The following is a 17516-nucleotide window of genomic DNA, read 5'->3' as shown; positions in this document are numbered from 1 at the left end:
TTCAAACAGCCAAACTATAGGTTTATATATTTTAAAATAATCACGCAACATCTCTAATATTTTAAGGCTTAAAGGTGCAATTCTATCCTTTTTTCCTTTAGTTTGTCTGATAATTACAATATTTCGTTTAGAATCAATATCTGTAAGTTTTAAATTTATCAATTCACTTCTGCGTAAGCCACAACTATAAATTAAACTGAGCATAGTTTTATGTTTAATATTAGAGTGTGCATTTAAAATTTGCTTAATTTCCTCTTTACTTAACACATTAGGTAATAATTTCTGCGTTTTTGGCCTGTATATCTTTTCTACAATAATTGCCGTTTCTTTTATCGTTTTAAAATAAAGCTTTATGGCATTTACTACTTGGTTTTGAAAAGAAATGGATAACTTCTTTTCTATTATATACTTATCATAAAAATCTATAACATCCTTATTGTCTATTTTTTTTACTTCCTTATCATTGTAAAACATTAAAAAAGTTTGTAAGGCTTCAGAATATGTTTTTACCGTATTAGAACTGTATCTTTTGGTGTTTAAATACTTCTTAAAATTTTCTATCTCTTGTGTTTTATCAAAATTTATATGTGGTATTTCTTCAAGCTCTATATTAAACTTTATTCTGTTTTCTGCTGTATCTGGCAAATGCCAAACTTGTAAACTGGCACTCCATTTGGCATCATCTAATTTTCTAAACCTGGTAATTAGCTCTTGCTGATTTGGGTACCAAACAGCAATACGTTTCTTGTTTTTATGTGTAATTGGTCTTGCTTCTACACTCATTATTTTGGTTTAATTTTCTGTAATAAACATACTGAAATTCAGAACATTAAAAAAAATATTTTTAACAAGACGTATTATTATCACATCCCGTTTAGATGCTAGAAAATAATAGTTCGATAGTTAATGATCCAACCAGATATTTTTTAAGAAGACTGCTTTAAGCTAAATCATAATTTGATTAGTATTATTTTGAGCTTAAACTGTACTATTATGTTTTACATATCGTAATCGATTAAAATCTAGAGCTAAAAAAGATTGCAACATATATTTCAAATCTTTTTTAATATTCACTTGGATTTATTAAAATTAGATTACAAATTACGCTCAAATTATAAACTCATAACATGTCCGAACAAAAAAACTACAGCTCAGCTTTGTACACCTTAATTACCGTATTCTTTTTTTGGGGCTTTGTGGCTGCAAGCAACGGAATTTTTATTCCATTTTGTAAAACACATTTTAGCCTTACACAATTTGAGTCGCAATTAATTGATTTTACTTTTTATGGGGGATATTTTATTGGTTCGTTGGTTTTATATTATGCATCGCAAATATTTAAGGTAGATATTTTAAATAAAATAGGTTTTAAGAATGGCATCATCTACGGACTAATCATTTCGGCAATTGGGGCTTTATCCATGATACCTTCTGTGAACTCGGGTTCTTTTGCCTTAATACTTACTTCGTTTTTTGTGATTGCCATTGGTTTTTCACTTCAACAAACTGCAGCTAATCCTTTTGCAGTGGCTTTAGGCACACCAGAAACAGGGGCAGATAGGTTAAACCTTGCAGGTGGGGTCAATAATTTTGGTTCTATTTTGGGGCCCATCATTGTAAGTGTAATATTATTCGGGACCGCAGCTGGTGCGATGTCAAAAACAGTAGAAATATCATCAATAAATAACCTGTATTATATTTTAGCTGGTCTTTTTATAGCTGTAGCCATATTCTTTGCAATCTCTAAACTTCCAAAAGTAACAAGCGATGAGCAGATAGAAGCAAGTCATAAAACCAATTTGCCTTTGTTTGTGATGTTTATTGCCTTTTTAATGATATTGGCATCAGATATACTGGCCAATTTCACTTCTGTATCAAAATCTATTTTTGTTTATCTGGCCTTAGCTATTATTGTCTTCACATTAATTTTTGCCTCTACTGCTGCAAAAAAATCTCCAAATGGTTGGGGAGCAATGAAATACCCGCAATTAGTTTTGGGTATGCTGGCCATTTTTACTTACGTAGGGGTAGAGGTTAGTATCCAAAGTAATATGGGCGCCTTGCTACAATTACCTAATTTTGGTAATTATACAGAGTCAGAAATTGCTCCTTTTATTTCCTTGTATTGGGGTAGTTTAATGGTAGGCAGGTGGACAGGTGCCGTAAGTGCCTTTAAGCTTTCTAAAAACATGAAAAGGATTTTAACGGTTATTGTTCCTTTTTTCGCTTTTGGAGTAATTCTTTTCTTTAATCACGTAACCGGAACCGATATTTCTCAGATGTATATTTATGTGATATGCATTGCGATATTGATTGTTGGGTTCTTTTACAGTCAGGAAAAACCAGCTAAAACGTTGGCAGTATTTGCTACTTTAGGTGTTATAGCAATGATAATTGGTTTGTTAACCGATGGTAAATTAGCTACCTATTCGTTTATTAGCGGTGGTTTATGTTGTTCTATTATGTGGCCATGTATTTTCTCTTTAGCCATTACCGGATTAGGGAAATACACCAGTCAGGGTTCTTCTTTTTTAATTATGATGATATTAGGAGGAGCTATAATTCCACCTGTTCAAGGTATTTTAGCCGACGGAAGCGGTATTCACATTTCTTATGTAATCCCAGTAATTTGCTTTGCATATTTATTGTTTTTTGCTTGGAAAGTAAGTAAAGAACTAAAAACTCAGGGTTTTGATGTAAACAAAATTGAAACTGAAGGAGGGCATTAGTTCGATATTGTTTCTTAATATTTTTTTAATTAGCAACCTTAAATGATAAGGTTGCTATTTTTTTTTAAATTTTTCAATTAGCATAAGATTAATCATTTTAAGTAAAATAAATAGTTTTATAGTTAATTTCTGATAATCAATATTCTTAATAATTGTAATTTTTTTATTAAAGTGAATTATTTGTTGCCATAATTTATTTATTGAGCGCTTATTTTTCGCTTAAATTAAAAAATTAATATTTTTTAAACTTTAATGAACATTGTTTTGTTTAACTTTTATTAATAAATCTTAAACAAAATAAATTATGAATTCATTACTAGACATTATGGTTATCCCAACGGACGACCCAATTGCATTCACTTTCTTTACTGGTTACATGGCCATGTTTGCATCGTCGATTTTCTTTTTCTTTGAAAGAGGAAGTGTTGATGGAAAATGGAAACTTTCATTGCTGGTTTCAGCATTAATTACCGGTATTGCAGCAGTACATTATTACTACATGAGAGACTACTATTTAGCAACGCATGAAACCCCAACCGCTTTACGCTACATTGATTGGACATTAACAGTTCCGTTAATGGCCGTAGAGTTTTATTTATTAACCAAGCCATTTGGTGCTAAAGGTGCAACATTGTTTAAATTAATTGTTGCCGCTGCAGCCATGTTAATTTTTGGATTTATTGGCGAAACTTCTGGTGTTGATAACAACATTATGTGGGGAGTACTTTCTACATTAGGTTATTTATACATTGTTTATGAAGTATTTGCTGGGGATATTGCTAAATTAACTAAGCTATCAAACAGTCCTGCTTTGGCAAATGCGATGTTCTTATTAAAGATTTTCATCACATTAGGCTGGTCTATCTATCCAATTGGATATATGGTATTGCCAGGAAATTTATTATCTGGAGTGTTTGAGGTAAAATCTATTGACCTTTTCTACAACCTGGCAGATGCTATTAACAAGATCGGTTTTGGATTGGTTATTTATTCTGTAGCTACTGCAGAAACTGCAAAAGCAAGGAAAGCAGTTGCGTAGTTTGCATATAATTAACATCACTCTAGTAAGTAAAAATCAACATTGAAATTTTTTTATTAGAATTAAAAAATACAGGTCAAGGTATAGTTTATAAAATACCTTGACTTTTTATTTAAAGGCCAATTAATTTTTATTGCTAGTGCAAAACCCTAAATATCCATCATTTTACAATTTTACAATTGTTGGCGCAGGAGCCTCAGGTTTGTGGTTGGCAAATTCTATGCTTAAATATGGTCTTTTAAAAGATAAAACCCTTTGCATTGTAGAAAATGATTCGGATAAGTTTAATGACCGTACTTGGTGTTACTGGGCAAAAAAACCTTTAGCAGAACCAGAAATTATTAGTAAAAAATGGCATATCATTAAAAATTTATATCGAGGGGGGAAAAATGCTATTTATCCATATAAATATTACCATGTTAAAAGTCAAGATTTTTATCAGCATTTAAAAAGTAAACTAAAACATAATGACGCTATATTTTGGTTAAATGATACTGTTACTGGTGTAAATCAAATTGATAACAATATAACCATACAAACTACCTCACAAAATTGGGAAAGCAACTATGCTTTTCTTTCGGCTTTGCCAAAAGGTAACAAACCTAAAGAACAGGATAAATTAAACCTTTATTTGGGGAAGAAAGCTTCAGAGAAAAAGAATCAGATTTTTTTGTGGCAATCTTTTGTGGGATATAAAATTAAAACCAAAAATGCAGTCTTTGACCCTTCAGAGATGACAATGATGGATTTTGATGTTGATCAATCTTTATATACTCAATTTTTTTACGAATTACCATTTTCAAAAAATGAAGCTTTAATAGAGTTCACCAGATTTGGAACTGAAATTTTAGATTATGATTATGCTACATCTCAAATTGAAAAACGATTAAAATTAAAAGGCGTAGAATATCAAATTTTAGAAGTAGAAAAAGGTGCAATCCCAATGACTCCACAATTTGATCATTTAAAGGATAAATTGAAAAAAAATCAACGTGTTATTTACATGGGTACATTGGCTGGTGCATTAAAACCAACAGCAGGATATGGCTTTAAAAGGATGTTTAACTATGCGGAAAGATTGGCTAAATCTCTAAAATATTCCAATGAAATCAGCTTGCCTACAATGAAAAGAAAATGGAGGTTTAGGCTTTATGATATATTATTACTTCAAATTTTGCGTGATACCCCATATATAGGAAAAAAAATATTTGTAACTCTTTTTAAAAAGCAACCGCTGCCTTTAATCCTAAAATTTTTGGATGAAGAAACTACTATATTTGAGGAGGTGGTCATTTTTTCTCAGTTACCTCTATTGCCATTTATAAAGTCGTTATTCAAATATTTTTTTGTGAGATGAAATACATCAATACCAAGCTTTTTTTTGTTCAATGCATCGTTCAATTGGTGTTAATTTTATTTATTTTTTTTATCAATTTTAACTTTACAACACAAGCAGTAATCGCTGGTGTTTTTTTATGCCTAGTAGGTATCCCACATGGCTCTAACGATTATTTATACAGAAAAGATAGATCTAAATTAGGCTTGGTAAAATTTTTAATTTCTTATTTAGTAGTTATATTTTTTTATGCATTAGCCTGGTATTTTTTACCATCTATAGCCCTGGTTTTATTCTTTATCATCTCCTTCCATCATTTTGGTCAGTCTAATTATGAGAATAAAAGTGTTTGGCATTTACCAGCAATTATATGGGGATTTTTTTTGATCATGCTACCGGTAGTTATACATTTTGAAGAGTCAACAATGATTTTTAAAAGTATGCTTTATCCTAACCAAGATTATAATATCAATCAAGATTATCCAGTTTATTTTCAGACTTGGAAAATTGTTTTTATAATCATTTTAGCGATCGCTTACTTATCAAGTATTTATATTTATACCCAGGAAAACAAATTAAAGTATACACTTCAATTTGTTTTAATACTGGTTTGGTACCTGTTAACTCCTTTGTTGTTTGGTTTTATAATGGTATTTTGTTTATGGCATTCATTACAATCTTTAAGGCACCAAAAGAATTATTTTGTAGGTAAATATAATGAAAGTAGTAAGTATTTTTATTTATCTATGTTGCCCTTTAGCATTATTGCGCTGGTATTTTTTGGATATTATTTGTATGCTTTTAATTTTAATATTGGGGGCGCTTTTATCTTATTATCTTTAATAACACTGCCTCATGTATTAGTAACTCACCAACAATATGAATCAGAAAGTTAAATGATAGATGTTGATGCTTTTTAAATTTTAGAAAGGTTTTTATTAAATTGGTTCAAATATGCCGGGATAATTGATGAGTTGTTGCCATAAATAAAAATAGATAATTACACAAGTTAGGCTGCGTATAGATATAAAAAGATACCCGACAGCCTTTCACACAACTTTAGAATCGGGTTCAACTTTTTTGCTTATTAGTATGTTCTAGATTTACAATTGATGGAACCGAGTCATAAGATTTTAAAAATAATTCCTGACGTAGCATAACGTTTAAATACAAAAATTTGAATTTTAAAAAATATAATGAATATTTTGAGTAGTAAAAAACTTGTTGTTAGTGTAGCAGTACTTGCAATGGCATTTGTTACAAATGCTCAAATTAAATCTATTAATTGCGCCAAAATTATACCTGCAGGCTTAGCATGGGCAAATAACTCGGTCAATACGGTCATTTTTAGACGCAACTCTTTAGTAACTTTTGAAAACATACAGTACATAGCTTATTACGATGAGCAAAAAAATGTAGTACTGGGTAAAAGAGACATCAATAGTAAAGATTGGGAGCTAAAGGTTACTCCTTATAAGGGCGATGCAACTGATGCTCATAAATCGATAAGTATAATGATTGACGGTGACGGCTTTTTGCACATGTCTTGGGGGATGCATGGTGGCCCTTTTAACTATTGTAAAAGCGTAAGAGCAGGATCATTGGATCTTGGTCCGATAATACCAATGACTGGATTTAAAGAGAAGAGTGTGACCTATCCCGAGTTTTATCGCTTAGCAAACGGAAATCTTTTGTTTTTGTATAGAGACGGCGGTTCTGGTAACGGTAGTTTAATGCTTAATAGTTATGACATAAAAACTAAAAAGTGGAAAAACTTACAAGATGGGTGGATTAACGGCGAAAATCAGCGCAGCCCTTATTGGCAAATGGTTATTGATAATAAGGGTGCAATTCATATTTCTTGGGTTTGGAGAGAAACCGCGGACGTATCTAGTAACCATGACATGTGTTATGCTAAATCAGAAGATGGCGGCATCTCTTGGGAAAAAAGTACTAACGAAAAGTATATGTTGCCAATTACAGCAGCTACCGCAGAATATGCTTTAAAAATACCTGAAAAATCGGATTTAATCAATTCTACAGCAATTGCGGTCGACGAAAAAGATAATCCCTACATTGTAAGTTATTGGAAAACAGAAAACGATAGCACACCTCAGTATAGGTTGATTTATAAAGCAGGTAATGCTTGGGAAACACAACAGATTTCAAACAGAAAAACTCCTTTTTCATTGTCTGGAGGAGGTACAAAGAGAATTCCTATCTCTCGTCCTTTACTTATTGTTACAGAAAAGAATCAAAAAAAGCATGCTTATATATTTTTTAGAGATGAAGAAAGAGGTAACAAAGTATCCGTTGCAATTAGCAAAAATTTGGATTCTGAAAAATGGAAATTTAAAGATTTAACTAAATCTTCTGTAGGCCTTTGGGAACCCACATACGATACAGAACTTTGGAAAAACAATAAAGTTTTAAATCTCTTTGTACAAAATGTAGAGCAAGGTGATGGAGAAACTACCGTTGATTTGAAAGATCAAAAAGCCAACGTTTTACAATGGAAAGTTAAATAAGTGAATGTTCAAATTTTGATTTTAGATTAAATTTGCTATTTATCCCTTAGCAGGTGATTAATATTAATATTTTAAAAATATACAAGAAGCACAAGTTAGTCTATCCCTCTAAAGCATTAGCAATATATCTTTCGCTAGTTAATAGAAGTTTAATTAATTTCCACCTAATTATCTCCATAAAATTCATAAAAAGTGCATTATAAATAAATAATTGGTTCAATCAGGTAAAATAGATTGAGCCAGTTTTTTTAAAAGAAGACTCGCAAGGTTTCATCATTAGATTAAGACGAGTTTGCGAAACCTAACAAGCCCAGAATAAATCCAGATATACCATTACTGAATCGAAAATTACTTTATTGGAAAAAGAATAAATCTGAAAGCACTGCCGACAAATGTTATAGGTTAAATTACAATAATAATAGTAGTAGCTAAAAAACTTACTGATATTTCGAGCATAGATTGTAATTGACAATTAGTGCTTTAAATGATGAAGAACATGTTTTTTTTAACCGTAGCGATTCTTTTTTTGTCATCGTCCTGCGCTAGAAAAATACCTTTAAGCAATACAACAAAGCCTGTTGCAAATACTGTGATAATTGTGACAGACACGGTACCAACCTATAATCAACAAGAGCTTAAAGTAATGAGTTACAATATACACCATGCAAATCCTCCGTCAAAAGCTGTAGGCATTACAGATATTGATGCTGTGGTTTCAGTAATAAAAAAAGAGAATCCTGATATAGTTACACTGCAGGAGGTAGATATGCTAGTGCCCAGATCAAACAAGCAGGATCAAACGCAACTTATAGCAAATCAACTCAATATGGAATATCACTTTTATAAAACTATAAATTTAGGCGGTGGAGAATATGGTGTTGCTATATTAAGTAAGTATAAGCTTTCAAATATTAGGCAATTGACCTTGCCCAAAATAGAAGGAAAAGCAGAAACAAGAACATTAGGTTATGCCGATATTAATTTTTCCGGGCAAAAAATTACTGTTGCGTGTACCCACTTGGATGCCAGGGACGAGCCAACCCGTGTACTACAAACCGAGGCCATTGTAAAGGAACTACAGTCTGTGGTAAATCCAATAATTTTATGTGGCGATTGGAACAGCAGTGTTGGATCCAAATCCATAAAATTTTTACAACAGTATTTCGAGAATTCCTGTACTGATCACTGTGGTTTAACCGTCCCTGCAGTCAATCCAAAGAATACCATTGATTATGTTTTAACCAGAAATTCAAACTGGTTGGTAAAACGCCATAGTGTAACAGCAGAAACTTATGCATCGGATCACAGACCCGTTGTGGTGACCTTTAAGCTCGATTAAGCTAAAAAACCAAATAATTAAATTATGAAAAACATTTTATTTTTATTATCAATTTTTCTTCTATCAACAAACATCACCGAAAAAGCTCATGGTGAAACCAGCAAGCCATTTGCTGTAAAAGGCAATACATTAGCCGAGCCACCACAAGAGATTAAAGTAATGACCTACAATATACATCATGCAAACCCTCCCTCAAAACCTGGAGTAATAGATATTGACGCTATTGTAGCAGTGATTCAAAAGGAAAATCCAGACGTTGTTGCTTTACAAGAGGTAGATAAGAATGTGGATAGATCAAACAACCAGCATCAAACAAAATTGATAGCAGATAAGCTGGGGATGAAATACCAGTTTTATAAAGCTAGAAATATACCGGGAGGAGGCGAATACGGTGTCGCCATTTTGAGCAAGTATGATCTCACAAATATTAGGCAGTTGGCCTTACCAAAAGGAGATGAGGGCGAACAAAGAACATTGGCTTTAGCAGATATTACTTTTTTAAGCCAAAAAATTACGATTGCGTGTACGCATTTAGATGTTCTTGGGGGCGAACCAACTCGTTTACTACAAATTAAAGCAATTGAAGTTGAGTTAAAGCCAGTGAAAAATCCAATAATTTTATGTGGAGACTTAAACACCACTGTTGGGTCGAGTACAATGAATTATATCGAAAACTATTATGTAAATTCTTGTATTAATAATTGTTCCCCTACCGTACCTGCCGGAGATCCACAAAGGAGTATTGATTATATCATGACAAGAAATGCAGCTTGGCAAGTAAAAAACTATAATGTTCCGAATGAAACTCCTCCTTATTCATCAGATCACAGGCCGGTTGTTGTAACTTATGATATGAATCCTGTTGAGGGTGAGCGGGATTATCGTACTAAAACTTCTATTTCAGGATCGGATAAATACACTTGGGGGCAAGCTGGTTGGTGGGAAATACGTGTTGGTGGTGTTTGGGTAGATGCTACACAAATTGATCCGACTACCGGGAAGGAATACGGTTCTCCACAAGCTGGTGCAGCCCCTATCACTATTACTTTGCGCCCAAGAACAGATGGGGGAGGCGATGTTATTTTTGAAACAAACACAGGTGCAAGTATTATGCATCCTTCAGCTAATTTAGTTTTGTTCAATGGGTTTGTAATGGAGATTGGCGGGGGAAGTAATAGCCAAGGCAGAACCCTAATTTTCAATAATATTGACGTACAGGGAACATCAATAATGCGTGGTAATACAAATAATAATGATGGTGCGGTAAGTAACGATCTTACAATTAATGGCAGCTTAAAAGTAGCGGTTGATGACGGGGCTCGATTTATTATTCCAGGTTATGTATCTACAGGCAATGTTGTGTTTACCACGCAAGCAGGTTTTGATAGCAAGCCAATTGCAGGACCTAACGTAAATTATGGTACAGTTACTACATTGCCCTTAGCTTTATTAACTTTTAACGCTAAAAAATTGTTAAACACTGTGGAGTTAAGTTGGAAAACAACCAATGAATTTAATACCAATAAAGTTGAGATAGAAAGAGCTACTAACAGCGCAGATTTTGTAAAAATTGGAGAAGTTGCAAGCAGTAACACATCAGGAGATCATTATTATAATTTTGAAGACAAGAACCCATTAGCTGGCAATAATTATTACCGCTTAAAAATGATTGATAACGACGGTGCTTTTACATATAGTGCAATTAGAGCAATAACTGCAGAAATTGTTTTAAGTATATATCCAAATCCGGTATTTCTAAACCTTAACATATTACTGTCTAAAACTGCAAACGTGTTAACTGCGAAAGTATATGATATAACTGGCAAAGTAATACTGTCGACTAATGTTGCAAACACCTCAAATTTTACCATCAATACGCAAACATTACCTAAAGGTACGTATGTACTTAAATTGGATATTGACGGAGTGGCGAGTTCGAGAAAATTTGTGAAATAATAGCAAGCGAAATTGAGGTAAATATTTATAGGGATGGCTTTGGGCTAGCTTAGCCTTTTTTTAAAAATTTATTGTTTGATAAACATTTCAACGAGATTGTAATCCGGTAAGGATTTGAAATTCCTAGTGGAATATCAAATCCTTCTATAGATTCTTAGTTCAACCTGTACAAAAAAAATAGCATTTTTAACTTCTTCATCAGAAGCTTCAATTTTGCAGGTTAAATGGTCTCCATAAACAGATTTTAACTCTTTTTCAATATCAACATAGTTAAAATCCTTTTACAAACCCTCTTCCTCTACCACTGTGTATTTTATTCTCTCTGGTAAGTAAAAGGTTTTAGTTTTTGGCAATATATTGTTTTTTAATAAACAGATAGCTTTTCTGCACATTGTACCGCAATTCCTTGGTGGGCTATAATTTTTTCAGTATAATTTAAATATTGAGGATACCAATTATAAACACCATTTTTAAAAAAGTATAAATATTTGGATAAATCATTTGATTTAACTTTTCCTTAATTTATGGTTTTTTAGATGGATTTTTAGTAAAAAAATCGTTAATGTACTTAGCAAAAGTTTTATTGTTAGACATTAATAAAGTTAAACCAGATGGCGTTACCAAGTTTTGTTTATATAAATGATAATTGCGGCCTTGCCAATCGGTCATAACCATCATAGTAAAACCAAATTCTTACCTTAATAAATCTTTAAGCAATAGTTTATTGCAATGAATTTGGTATTCCATATTAAAGTTATTGCCACTCATTATGGCCTGCACTTTTGCTTCTTTAATCGCGGCTTCCTACGGTAATAAATATATTTCCCTGAGAGTACATTCAGATAATTCGCTGCTTGCTATATGCCTGCAAAATTCTTGATCGTAAGCAATAAAATGTTTTGCTGTTGCAATAACATCCAAACTTTGAAATCCCTGATATATCAATGCTAGCAATCCTTTCTAAAATACATAAGTGACTTTGTATTTAACCTAATAAAATTGTAGATGAGATGAAGGAAACCAAAATCAATATATACCAATACAATTTGAGTGAAATTAAAAACGTTTTTATTTTTTTAGCTGGGCGCAAGCTTTTAATTAGATAATATAGTGGATTTTAAATTAGCTTTTTTAGACCGGGATATTATTGTAAAAACTGAAATTAAATAAAATGCATTACAAATCTATATTTCTTCTTTTCTTATAAAACCGTTTTTAAAGCATAAGAGAGTGTTTTTAAAAATTTAGAAATCTATTTAGGCTACATTTTTTACACATTAAGCTACAAAATTGCAAGTTTTATTAATGGCCATTAGGTAAAATTGAATCAGATTTTGAAACGCTAATTTTGATAATTGCGCAATTAGGTATTTTATTTGATAAACATCAAATTATCTGCAATGTGTTTCGAGCAAAACAAAACCAAATAATTAAAACCTAAAAATTTTAACTAATTAAAATGATTCGACATTTACTTTTTAAGGTGTCATTTTCTAAAAAAATCGCATTCCTGCTGTTTGTTTTCTTTATCTGTAAAAGCAGCTTAGCAAATGATGTTTTTAAAGATGGACCTTCGTTATTCAAACCCAGTGAAAAGCTAGCAACCAAAAATGCAGATTATATAATCACTGGAAAAGTCATCGATGAAGATGGTCAACCTTTAATCGGCGTAAGCATTTCAGTAATTGGCGGAAAAGGTGCCACACAAACAAATTTAGATGGAGAATACTCCATAAATATTCCTGATGGATCTACCGTGTTGAAGTTTTCTTACCTTGGATTTACGGATCAAGAGGTGAGCTTAACAGGAGTGCGTACTTTAAACATAACGTTGAAAGCATCATTGAATGAACTCAAAGATGTTGTTGTAGTTGGTTATGGAACGCAAAAGAAAGAAAGCGTTGTTGGCGCTATCAGTCAAATAGGAGGGTCAGACTTAAAACGAGTTGGCGGGGTTACTTCTGTTTCAGAATCGTTACAAGGTTTACTACCTGGTTTAACAGTGGTTAACTCTAATGGCAAGCCTGGTTCTGATAATGCAAGTTTGTTGATTAGAGGTCGTTCAACTTTTGGCGACTCAAGTCCATTTGTTTTAGTAGATGGGATAGAGCGAGACCTTAATCAAGTTGATCCTAATGAAATTGAAACAATCTCGGTTTTAAAAGATGCTTCTGCTACAGCAGTTTATGGTACCAGAGGTGCTAATGGTGTGATTTTAATAACCACAAAAAGAGGAATTAAAGGAACACCAGAATTCTCTTTCTCATCAAACTTTGGTTTTAAAACACCTACTGCAAAAAATTACGAGGCAAATTACATTACTTCAATGGAGCTTTTTAACGAGGCAGCTATTAACGATAAACAGTTTGATAGGGTAATTCCGGAATCATTAATTCAAGCTTGGCGAGATAATATTGACCAAGCAGGGCCTTACAATCAATATTTCCCAATGATTGATTGGAATAAAGAGGCATTGAGAAGCGTAGGGTTACAGAAAAACTATAATCTAAATGCTCGTGGTGGTTCCGATTTTATGAAATACTTTGTTTCTGTTGGTTATTTAAATGATGGAGATATTTTTGATACCAAGGAAAATGATAATTACGATCCAAGCTTTAAAGTAGAACGTTATAATTGGCGTTCAAATTTTGATTTTGACCTAACAAAAACCACAGTTTTCTCTATCAATTTTTCTGGAAATTTTAGGTACAGAAACCAGCCAGCTTACCGCATTGATGGTGGTGGCGAAGACGGTTTTGGCCAATCACAATTTTTTAGTCGGTTATTAAGAGCGCCAAGGAATGAATTTCCACTTCGTTACGAAGACGGTGAGATTGGCGAATCTATTGCAGGAGCTGATAATTTGTCCGTTTTCTTAAATGATGGTGGGCAAAGAACATATAAATATTTTCAGGGCTTTTATGATGCACAAATTAATCAAAAACTTGATTTTATAACCAAAGGCTTAACTGCTAGAGGAAAGGTTTCTTATACTTCAGGTTCAGATTATGAAACAGCAATTTTAGCTAATGGTGTAACAGGTAACTTTAGTGCCATTAATACCATAAGATACTATCGTAGTTATGATTTAACATCCCCACAGATAGCTGCAGATGGCAGCATATCTTACCCATTAATCCGTGAAGTAAGATATCCGAGTGATACTCAACAAGTGCAACCATTAAGTGCCAATAATGATGATATTAATAGTTACGCAAGAGACCTTTATTATGAAGCATCTTTAAATTATATAAGAAAATTTGGAAATCATGATGTTTCTGGTTTAGTTCTCGCTAACCGAAGATCGTTAATACGTCAAGGTAATGGAGCTAATATTATACCAATTGGAGAATTTGGAGAAGATTATGTTGGACGTTTAACTTACGGCTACAAATCACGTTATCTTGCGGAGTTCAACGGGTCTTATACTGGATCTTCAAAATTCGCTCCTGGTAAGAGGTTTGGATTTTTCCCATCAGGCGCAATTGGATACCTTGTAACTGAGGAGCCTTTTGTGAAAAAACTGATTGGCAACAAAGTTTTGGATTACCTAAAAATTAGGTACAACTATGGTATTGTAGGTAGCGATAGAGGAGTTTCTGGAGACCAATTTTTACAATCGTTCGGCAGTGGTGGAAATGTAAGATTTGGCTATTTGGATGATAACATATTCGGACCACTTTACGAAGAAGGTATCACTGCAAACCCAGATAACACTTGGGAGAAAGCAACTAAACAGAATCTAGGAATTGAGTTTGACTTTTTTAACAAGCTTAGAGGAAGCTTAGATTTATTTAACGAAGAGCGAAAAGATATTTTGATGAAAAGAGCTACAGTTCCTCAAGCTTTTGGAAACGAACCACCTTTTGCAAATATTGGCCGTACTAAAAACCATGGTTTAGAATTTCAACTTGTTTACCGTAATAAATTAGGTGAGCGTTTTAATTACTATGTTGGCGGAAGCTATAATTGGTCTGAAAACAGGGTTGTCTTTAGAGACGATGCCCGCGGTACTATAGATTATCTAAAAGCTGCTAATAAACAAATTGGCGCTGTAAATAGATTTATACAAGCCGGTTATTACAATTCTTTAGATGATATCTATAATGGAACAACTCCAAATATTGGTGTTGCTCAAACAGGCATCATTCCCGGAGATTTTATTTATGCAGATTATAATGGAGATGGTATAATAAATGATTTTGATAGAATCCCTTTCGAGTTTACAACTACACCTCTTCAAACCATCAGTCTTAATTTCGGGTTTGATTATAAGAGTTGGGGTTTTAACATATTGTTCTATTCAGCCCAAAATGTTTTTACAGAACTTCCAAGTGTGTTTCTTTGGGATTTTGGAACTGGATACTCCGGACAACCAAACATTACAGAACGTTGGACACCAGAAAATTCTCTAAATCCGGGAAAACCATCACTACATTCTTTTAATAAATCACACAACCAAAACAATACCAGCTCTTACACTTTTAGAGATGCATCCTATATAAGGTTAAAAAATGCAGAGGCTTCTTACAAGGTTAAATTGCAAACCTTGACAAATATTGGAGTCAAAAATTTGCAATTATATGTTAACGGAAATAATCTTTTAACCTTCACTAATTTAGACGATAGAGTAGATCCAGAGTCTGGTAGTGATAGCGTATATCCAATTGTTCGAAGGTTTAATCTCGGATTACGAGCTAATTTTTAATTTACAACGACATGAAAAAATTTTATATATGTTTAGCCGCAACCATATTATTATCAACAGCTGGTTGTGAAAAATATCTAGATAAGAAGGGAGAAATCGGTCTATCTGAAGAAGATGTGTTTAGTAGATACGAGGGTGTAAAAGGATATCTTGACGCAACTTATCGTGGCCTATTGGATATTCATGACTGGCAATCACAGTTGTTACAAAGAACATCTATTAACGCACTGTCTGATGAATGTGGTTCTTTGGTTAATAACGATTTAAATCAATCTATCAACATCGGAGATTGGTTGTTGAAACCAAACTTCGGTGAAATTGGCTATAAAGCAATTGCTGCAGATATAGGTACTGAAAAGGGACCGGTTATGGCAAATGCTTACTTGTTTTTAAGGGTAACCAATAAGGTGATAGAAAGAGCTGCATCTGTACCAAACATTACTCCACAACAGTTAGATGAGATTTTAGGACAAGCTTACTTTATGCGAGGATGGTATTATTTTCAACTCATCCAAAGAGTTGGTGGTTTGCCTATTTATGATATGGCTTATACCGCAAATGATAATTTAGATGTTCCTCGTAAGACTTACGCAGAGTCTAACGAGTTTGTTATTTCCAATATGGACGAGGCAATTAAACGTCTTCCTCATAAATGGAATGACATTGAGACTGGAAGAGCCACCAAAGCGGCAGCTATGGCGGTAAAAGAAATGGCTATGTTGTATGCAGCTAGTCCATTGATGCAAAACAATTTAACCTCAACTGTTAATAATGGTTACGGTATTCCACAAGCCGAAAGAGCCGCAGAATATGCAAACGATATGATAAAATACGCAACTTCAAATGCTGGCGGTACAAATTATCGTTTAATGCCGGGCTCAGAGTACGCTAGTATATTTTACCATTCGCCGGCAAACAATAGCCCTGAAGAAATATGGTATAACATGAATGCAGGCCGCAGAGCCCAAAGTAGAGGTTTAAGAGTGCATTATATACCTCAGTATTTGTCTGGAGGAACCGGAGTTGATGCAGCTGCGTTTAACAATCCAAGTCAAAATATTGTGGATATGTTTGAGATGAAGAATGGCAGTAATGCCTATCCAATAGAAGATACTCGCTCGGGTTATGATCCACAAAAACCTTATTTGAATAGAGACCCAAGATTTTACGATAACATTATTGTTCCTGGTCAAAAATGGGGAATTAACCCTAACAACACTCCGGCATACCAAGAGTTGTATGTAGGCGGACGGGATTTAGATAATGTTATAAGTAATACCTCTACAAGAAGGCGAACAGCAAGTGGCTATGTATCCAAAAAATATATTTGGGAAGCTGCTAATGTTACAGCTAATGGTTATGATCAATTTAATTTAAACACCATATATATTCGCTTAGCACAGGTTTATTTAGATTATGCTGAAGCCATGAACGAAGCTTACGGACCAACTGCAGACCCAAAAGGTTATGGACTAACTGCAGAGGCAGCGCTAAATGTGATTAGAAATAGAGTGGGTATGCCAAATGTTTTACCAGAATATGTTGCCAGTAAAGAAAAATTACGAGATAGAATTAGAAACGAAAGAGCTGTTGAATTGATGTTTGAAAACCATCGCTGGCATGACTTAAGAAGATGGATGATAGCAAAAGACGTTTTTAGCAAACCTATTAAAGGAATGGTAGCTACACCAATTGCGGCAAATCATAAAACTATTGCTAACAAAAGCACTTTGCAGTTTAATTATAGGGTAGTTGACTTGCTTACTGAAATTAGGGTGTTTCAAGACAAACATTACTGGTATCCAGTAGATCAAAATCAAGTTAACGATCAGTTCAATTATGTTCAAAACCCAGGGTGGTAATCATCAGAAAAAACAAAAT

Annotated in this window: 11 protein-coding genes; 9 read left to right on the top strand and 2 right to left on the bottom strand. The window is 33.3% G+C overall.

What is annotated here, in order from left to right:
• A partial coding sequence (locus tag A5893_RS17410; protein ID WP_068823871.1) for a tyrosine-type recombinase/integrase occupies positions 1–783 on the bottom strand: 783 nt, incomplete at its 3' end.
• A 344-nt stretch (positions 784–1127) separates the two neighbouring features.
• Between A5893_RS17410 and A5893_RS17405 the strand changes: the two genes are divergently transcribed.
• The 7 genes from A5893_RS17405 (at position 1128) to A5893_RS17375 (ending at position 10927) form a co-directional block, all read left to right on the top strand.
• Positions 1128–2729, top strand: coding sequence for an MFS transporter (locus A5893_RS17405; RefSeq protein WP_068823870.1), 1602 nt, complete (start codon positions 1128–1130; stop codon positions 2727–2729).
• A 304-nt stretch (positions 2730–3033) separates the two neighbouring features.
• Complete coding sequence (locus A5893_RS17400) at positions 3034–3768, top strand: bacteriorhodopsin (protein WP_068823869.1); 735 nt, start codon at positions 3034–3036, stop codon at positions 3766–3768.
• 139 nt (positions 3769–3907) lie between these two features.
• Positions 3908–5125: a lycopene cyclase family protein gene (locus tag A5893_RS17395; protein ID WP_068823868.1), complete on the top strand. Its 1218-nt coding sequence runs from the start codon at positions 3908–3910 to the stop codon at positions 5123–5125.
• Entirely contained in the window at positions 5122–6000 is an 879-nt protein-coding gene (locus tag A5893_RS17390) for a Brp/Blh family beta-carotene 15,15'-dioxygenase (protein ID WP_068823867.1), read from the top strand. The genes A5893_RS17395 and A5893_RS17390 overlap by 4 nt, the downstream gene beginning before the upstream one ends.
• Positions 6001–6300: 300 nt before the next feature.
• Positions 6301–7632: a BNR repeat-containing protein gene (locus A5893_RS17385; RefSeq protein WP_198342356.1), complete on the top strand. Its 1332-nt coding sequence runs from the start codon at positions 6301–6303 to the stop codon at positions 7630–7632.
• A 643-nt stretch (positions 7633–8275) separates the two neighbouring features.
• Entirely contained in the window at positions 8276–8971 is a 696-nt protein-coding gene (locus tag A5893_RS17380) for an endonuclease/exonuclease/phosphatase family protein (RefSeq protein WP_157687598.1), read from the top strand.
• 24 nt (positions 8972–8995) lie between these two features.
• Positions 8996–10927: an endonuclease/exonuclease/phosphatase family protein gene (locus tag A5893_RS17375; RefSeq protein ID WP_068823866.1), complete on the top strand. Its 1932-nt coding sequence runs from the start codon at positions 8996–8998 to the stop codon at positions 10925–10927.
• Between the two features lie 522 nt (positions 10928–11449).
• Here A5893_RS17375 and A5893_RS17770 read toward each other — a convergent pair.
• Positions 11450–11596, bottom strand: a complete 147-nt coding sequence (locus A5893_RS17770) for a hypothetical protein (RefSeq protein ID WP_157687597.1) — start codon at positions 11594–11596, stop codon at positions 11450–11452.
• 790 nt (positions 11597–12386) lie between these two features.
• Between A5893_RS17770 and A5893_RS17370 the strand changes: the two genes are divergently transcribed.
• Both A5893_RS17370 and A5893_RS17365 read left to right on the top strand, forming a co-directional pair.
• Positions 12387–15635, top strand: coding sequence for a SusC/RagA family TonB-linked outer membrane protein (locus tag A5893_RS17370; RefSeq protein WP_082911493.1), 3249 nt, complete (start codon positions 12387–12389; stop codon positions 15633–15635).
• Between the two features lie 11 nt (positions 15636–15646).
• Positions 15647–17497: a RagB/SusD family nutrient uptake outer membrane protein gene (locus tag A5893_RS17365; protein ID WP_068823865.1), complete on the top strand. Its 1851-nt coding sequence runs from the start codon at positions 15647–15649 to the stop codon at positions 17495–17497.
• Positions 17498–17516 lie beyond the last annotated feature (19 nt).

It is taken from the genome of Pedobacter psychrophilus (assembly GCF_001652725.1).
Lineage (GTDB): Bacteria > Bacteroidota > Bacteroidia > Sphingobacteriales > Sphingobacteriaceae > Pseudopedobacter > Pseudopedobacter psychrophilus.
The sequence above is the reverse complement of the archived record's forward strand: the minus strand, read 5'-3'. Positions and strand labels throughout refer to the sequence as shown.

Coding starts and splice junctions, on each gene's coding strand:
- A5893_RS17770 (WP_157687597.1), bottom strand. CDS start 11,596: ATGACCGATTGGCAAGGCCGCAATTATCATTTATATAAACAAAACTTG.
- A5893_RS17380 (WP_157687598.1), top strand. CDS start 8,276: ATGAGTTACAATATACACCATGCAAATCCTCCGTCAAAAGCTGTAGGC.
- A5893_RS17405 (WP_068823870.1), top strand. CDS start 1,128: ATGTCCGAACAAAAAAACTACAGCTCAGCTTTGTACACCTTAATTACC.
- A5893_RS17365 (WP_068823865.1), top strand. CDS start 15,647: ATGAAAAAATTTTATATATGTTTAGCCGCAACCATATTATTATCAACA.
- A5893_RS17400 (WP_068823869.1), top strand. CDS start 3,034: ATGAATTCATTACTAGACATTATGGTTATCCCAACGGACGACCCAATT.
- A5893_RS17370 (WP_082911493.1), top strand. CDS start 12,387: ATGATTCGACATTTACTTTTTAAGGTGTCATTTTCTAAAAAAATCGCA.
- A5893_RS17390 (WP_068823867.1), top strand. CDS start 5,122: ATGAAATACATCAATACCAAGCTTTTTTTTGTTCAATGCATCGTTCAA.
- A5893_RS17375 (WP_068823866.1), top strand. CDS start 8,996: ATGAAAAACATTTTATTTTTATTATCAATTTTTCTTCTATCAACAAAC.
- A5893_RS17385 (WP_198342356.1), top strand. CDS start 6,301: ATGAATATTTTGAGTAGTAAAAAACTTGTTGTTAGTGTAGCAGTACTT.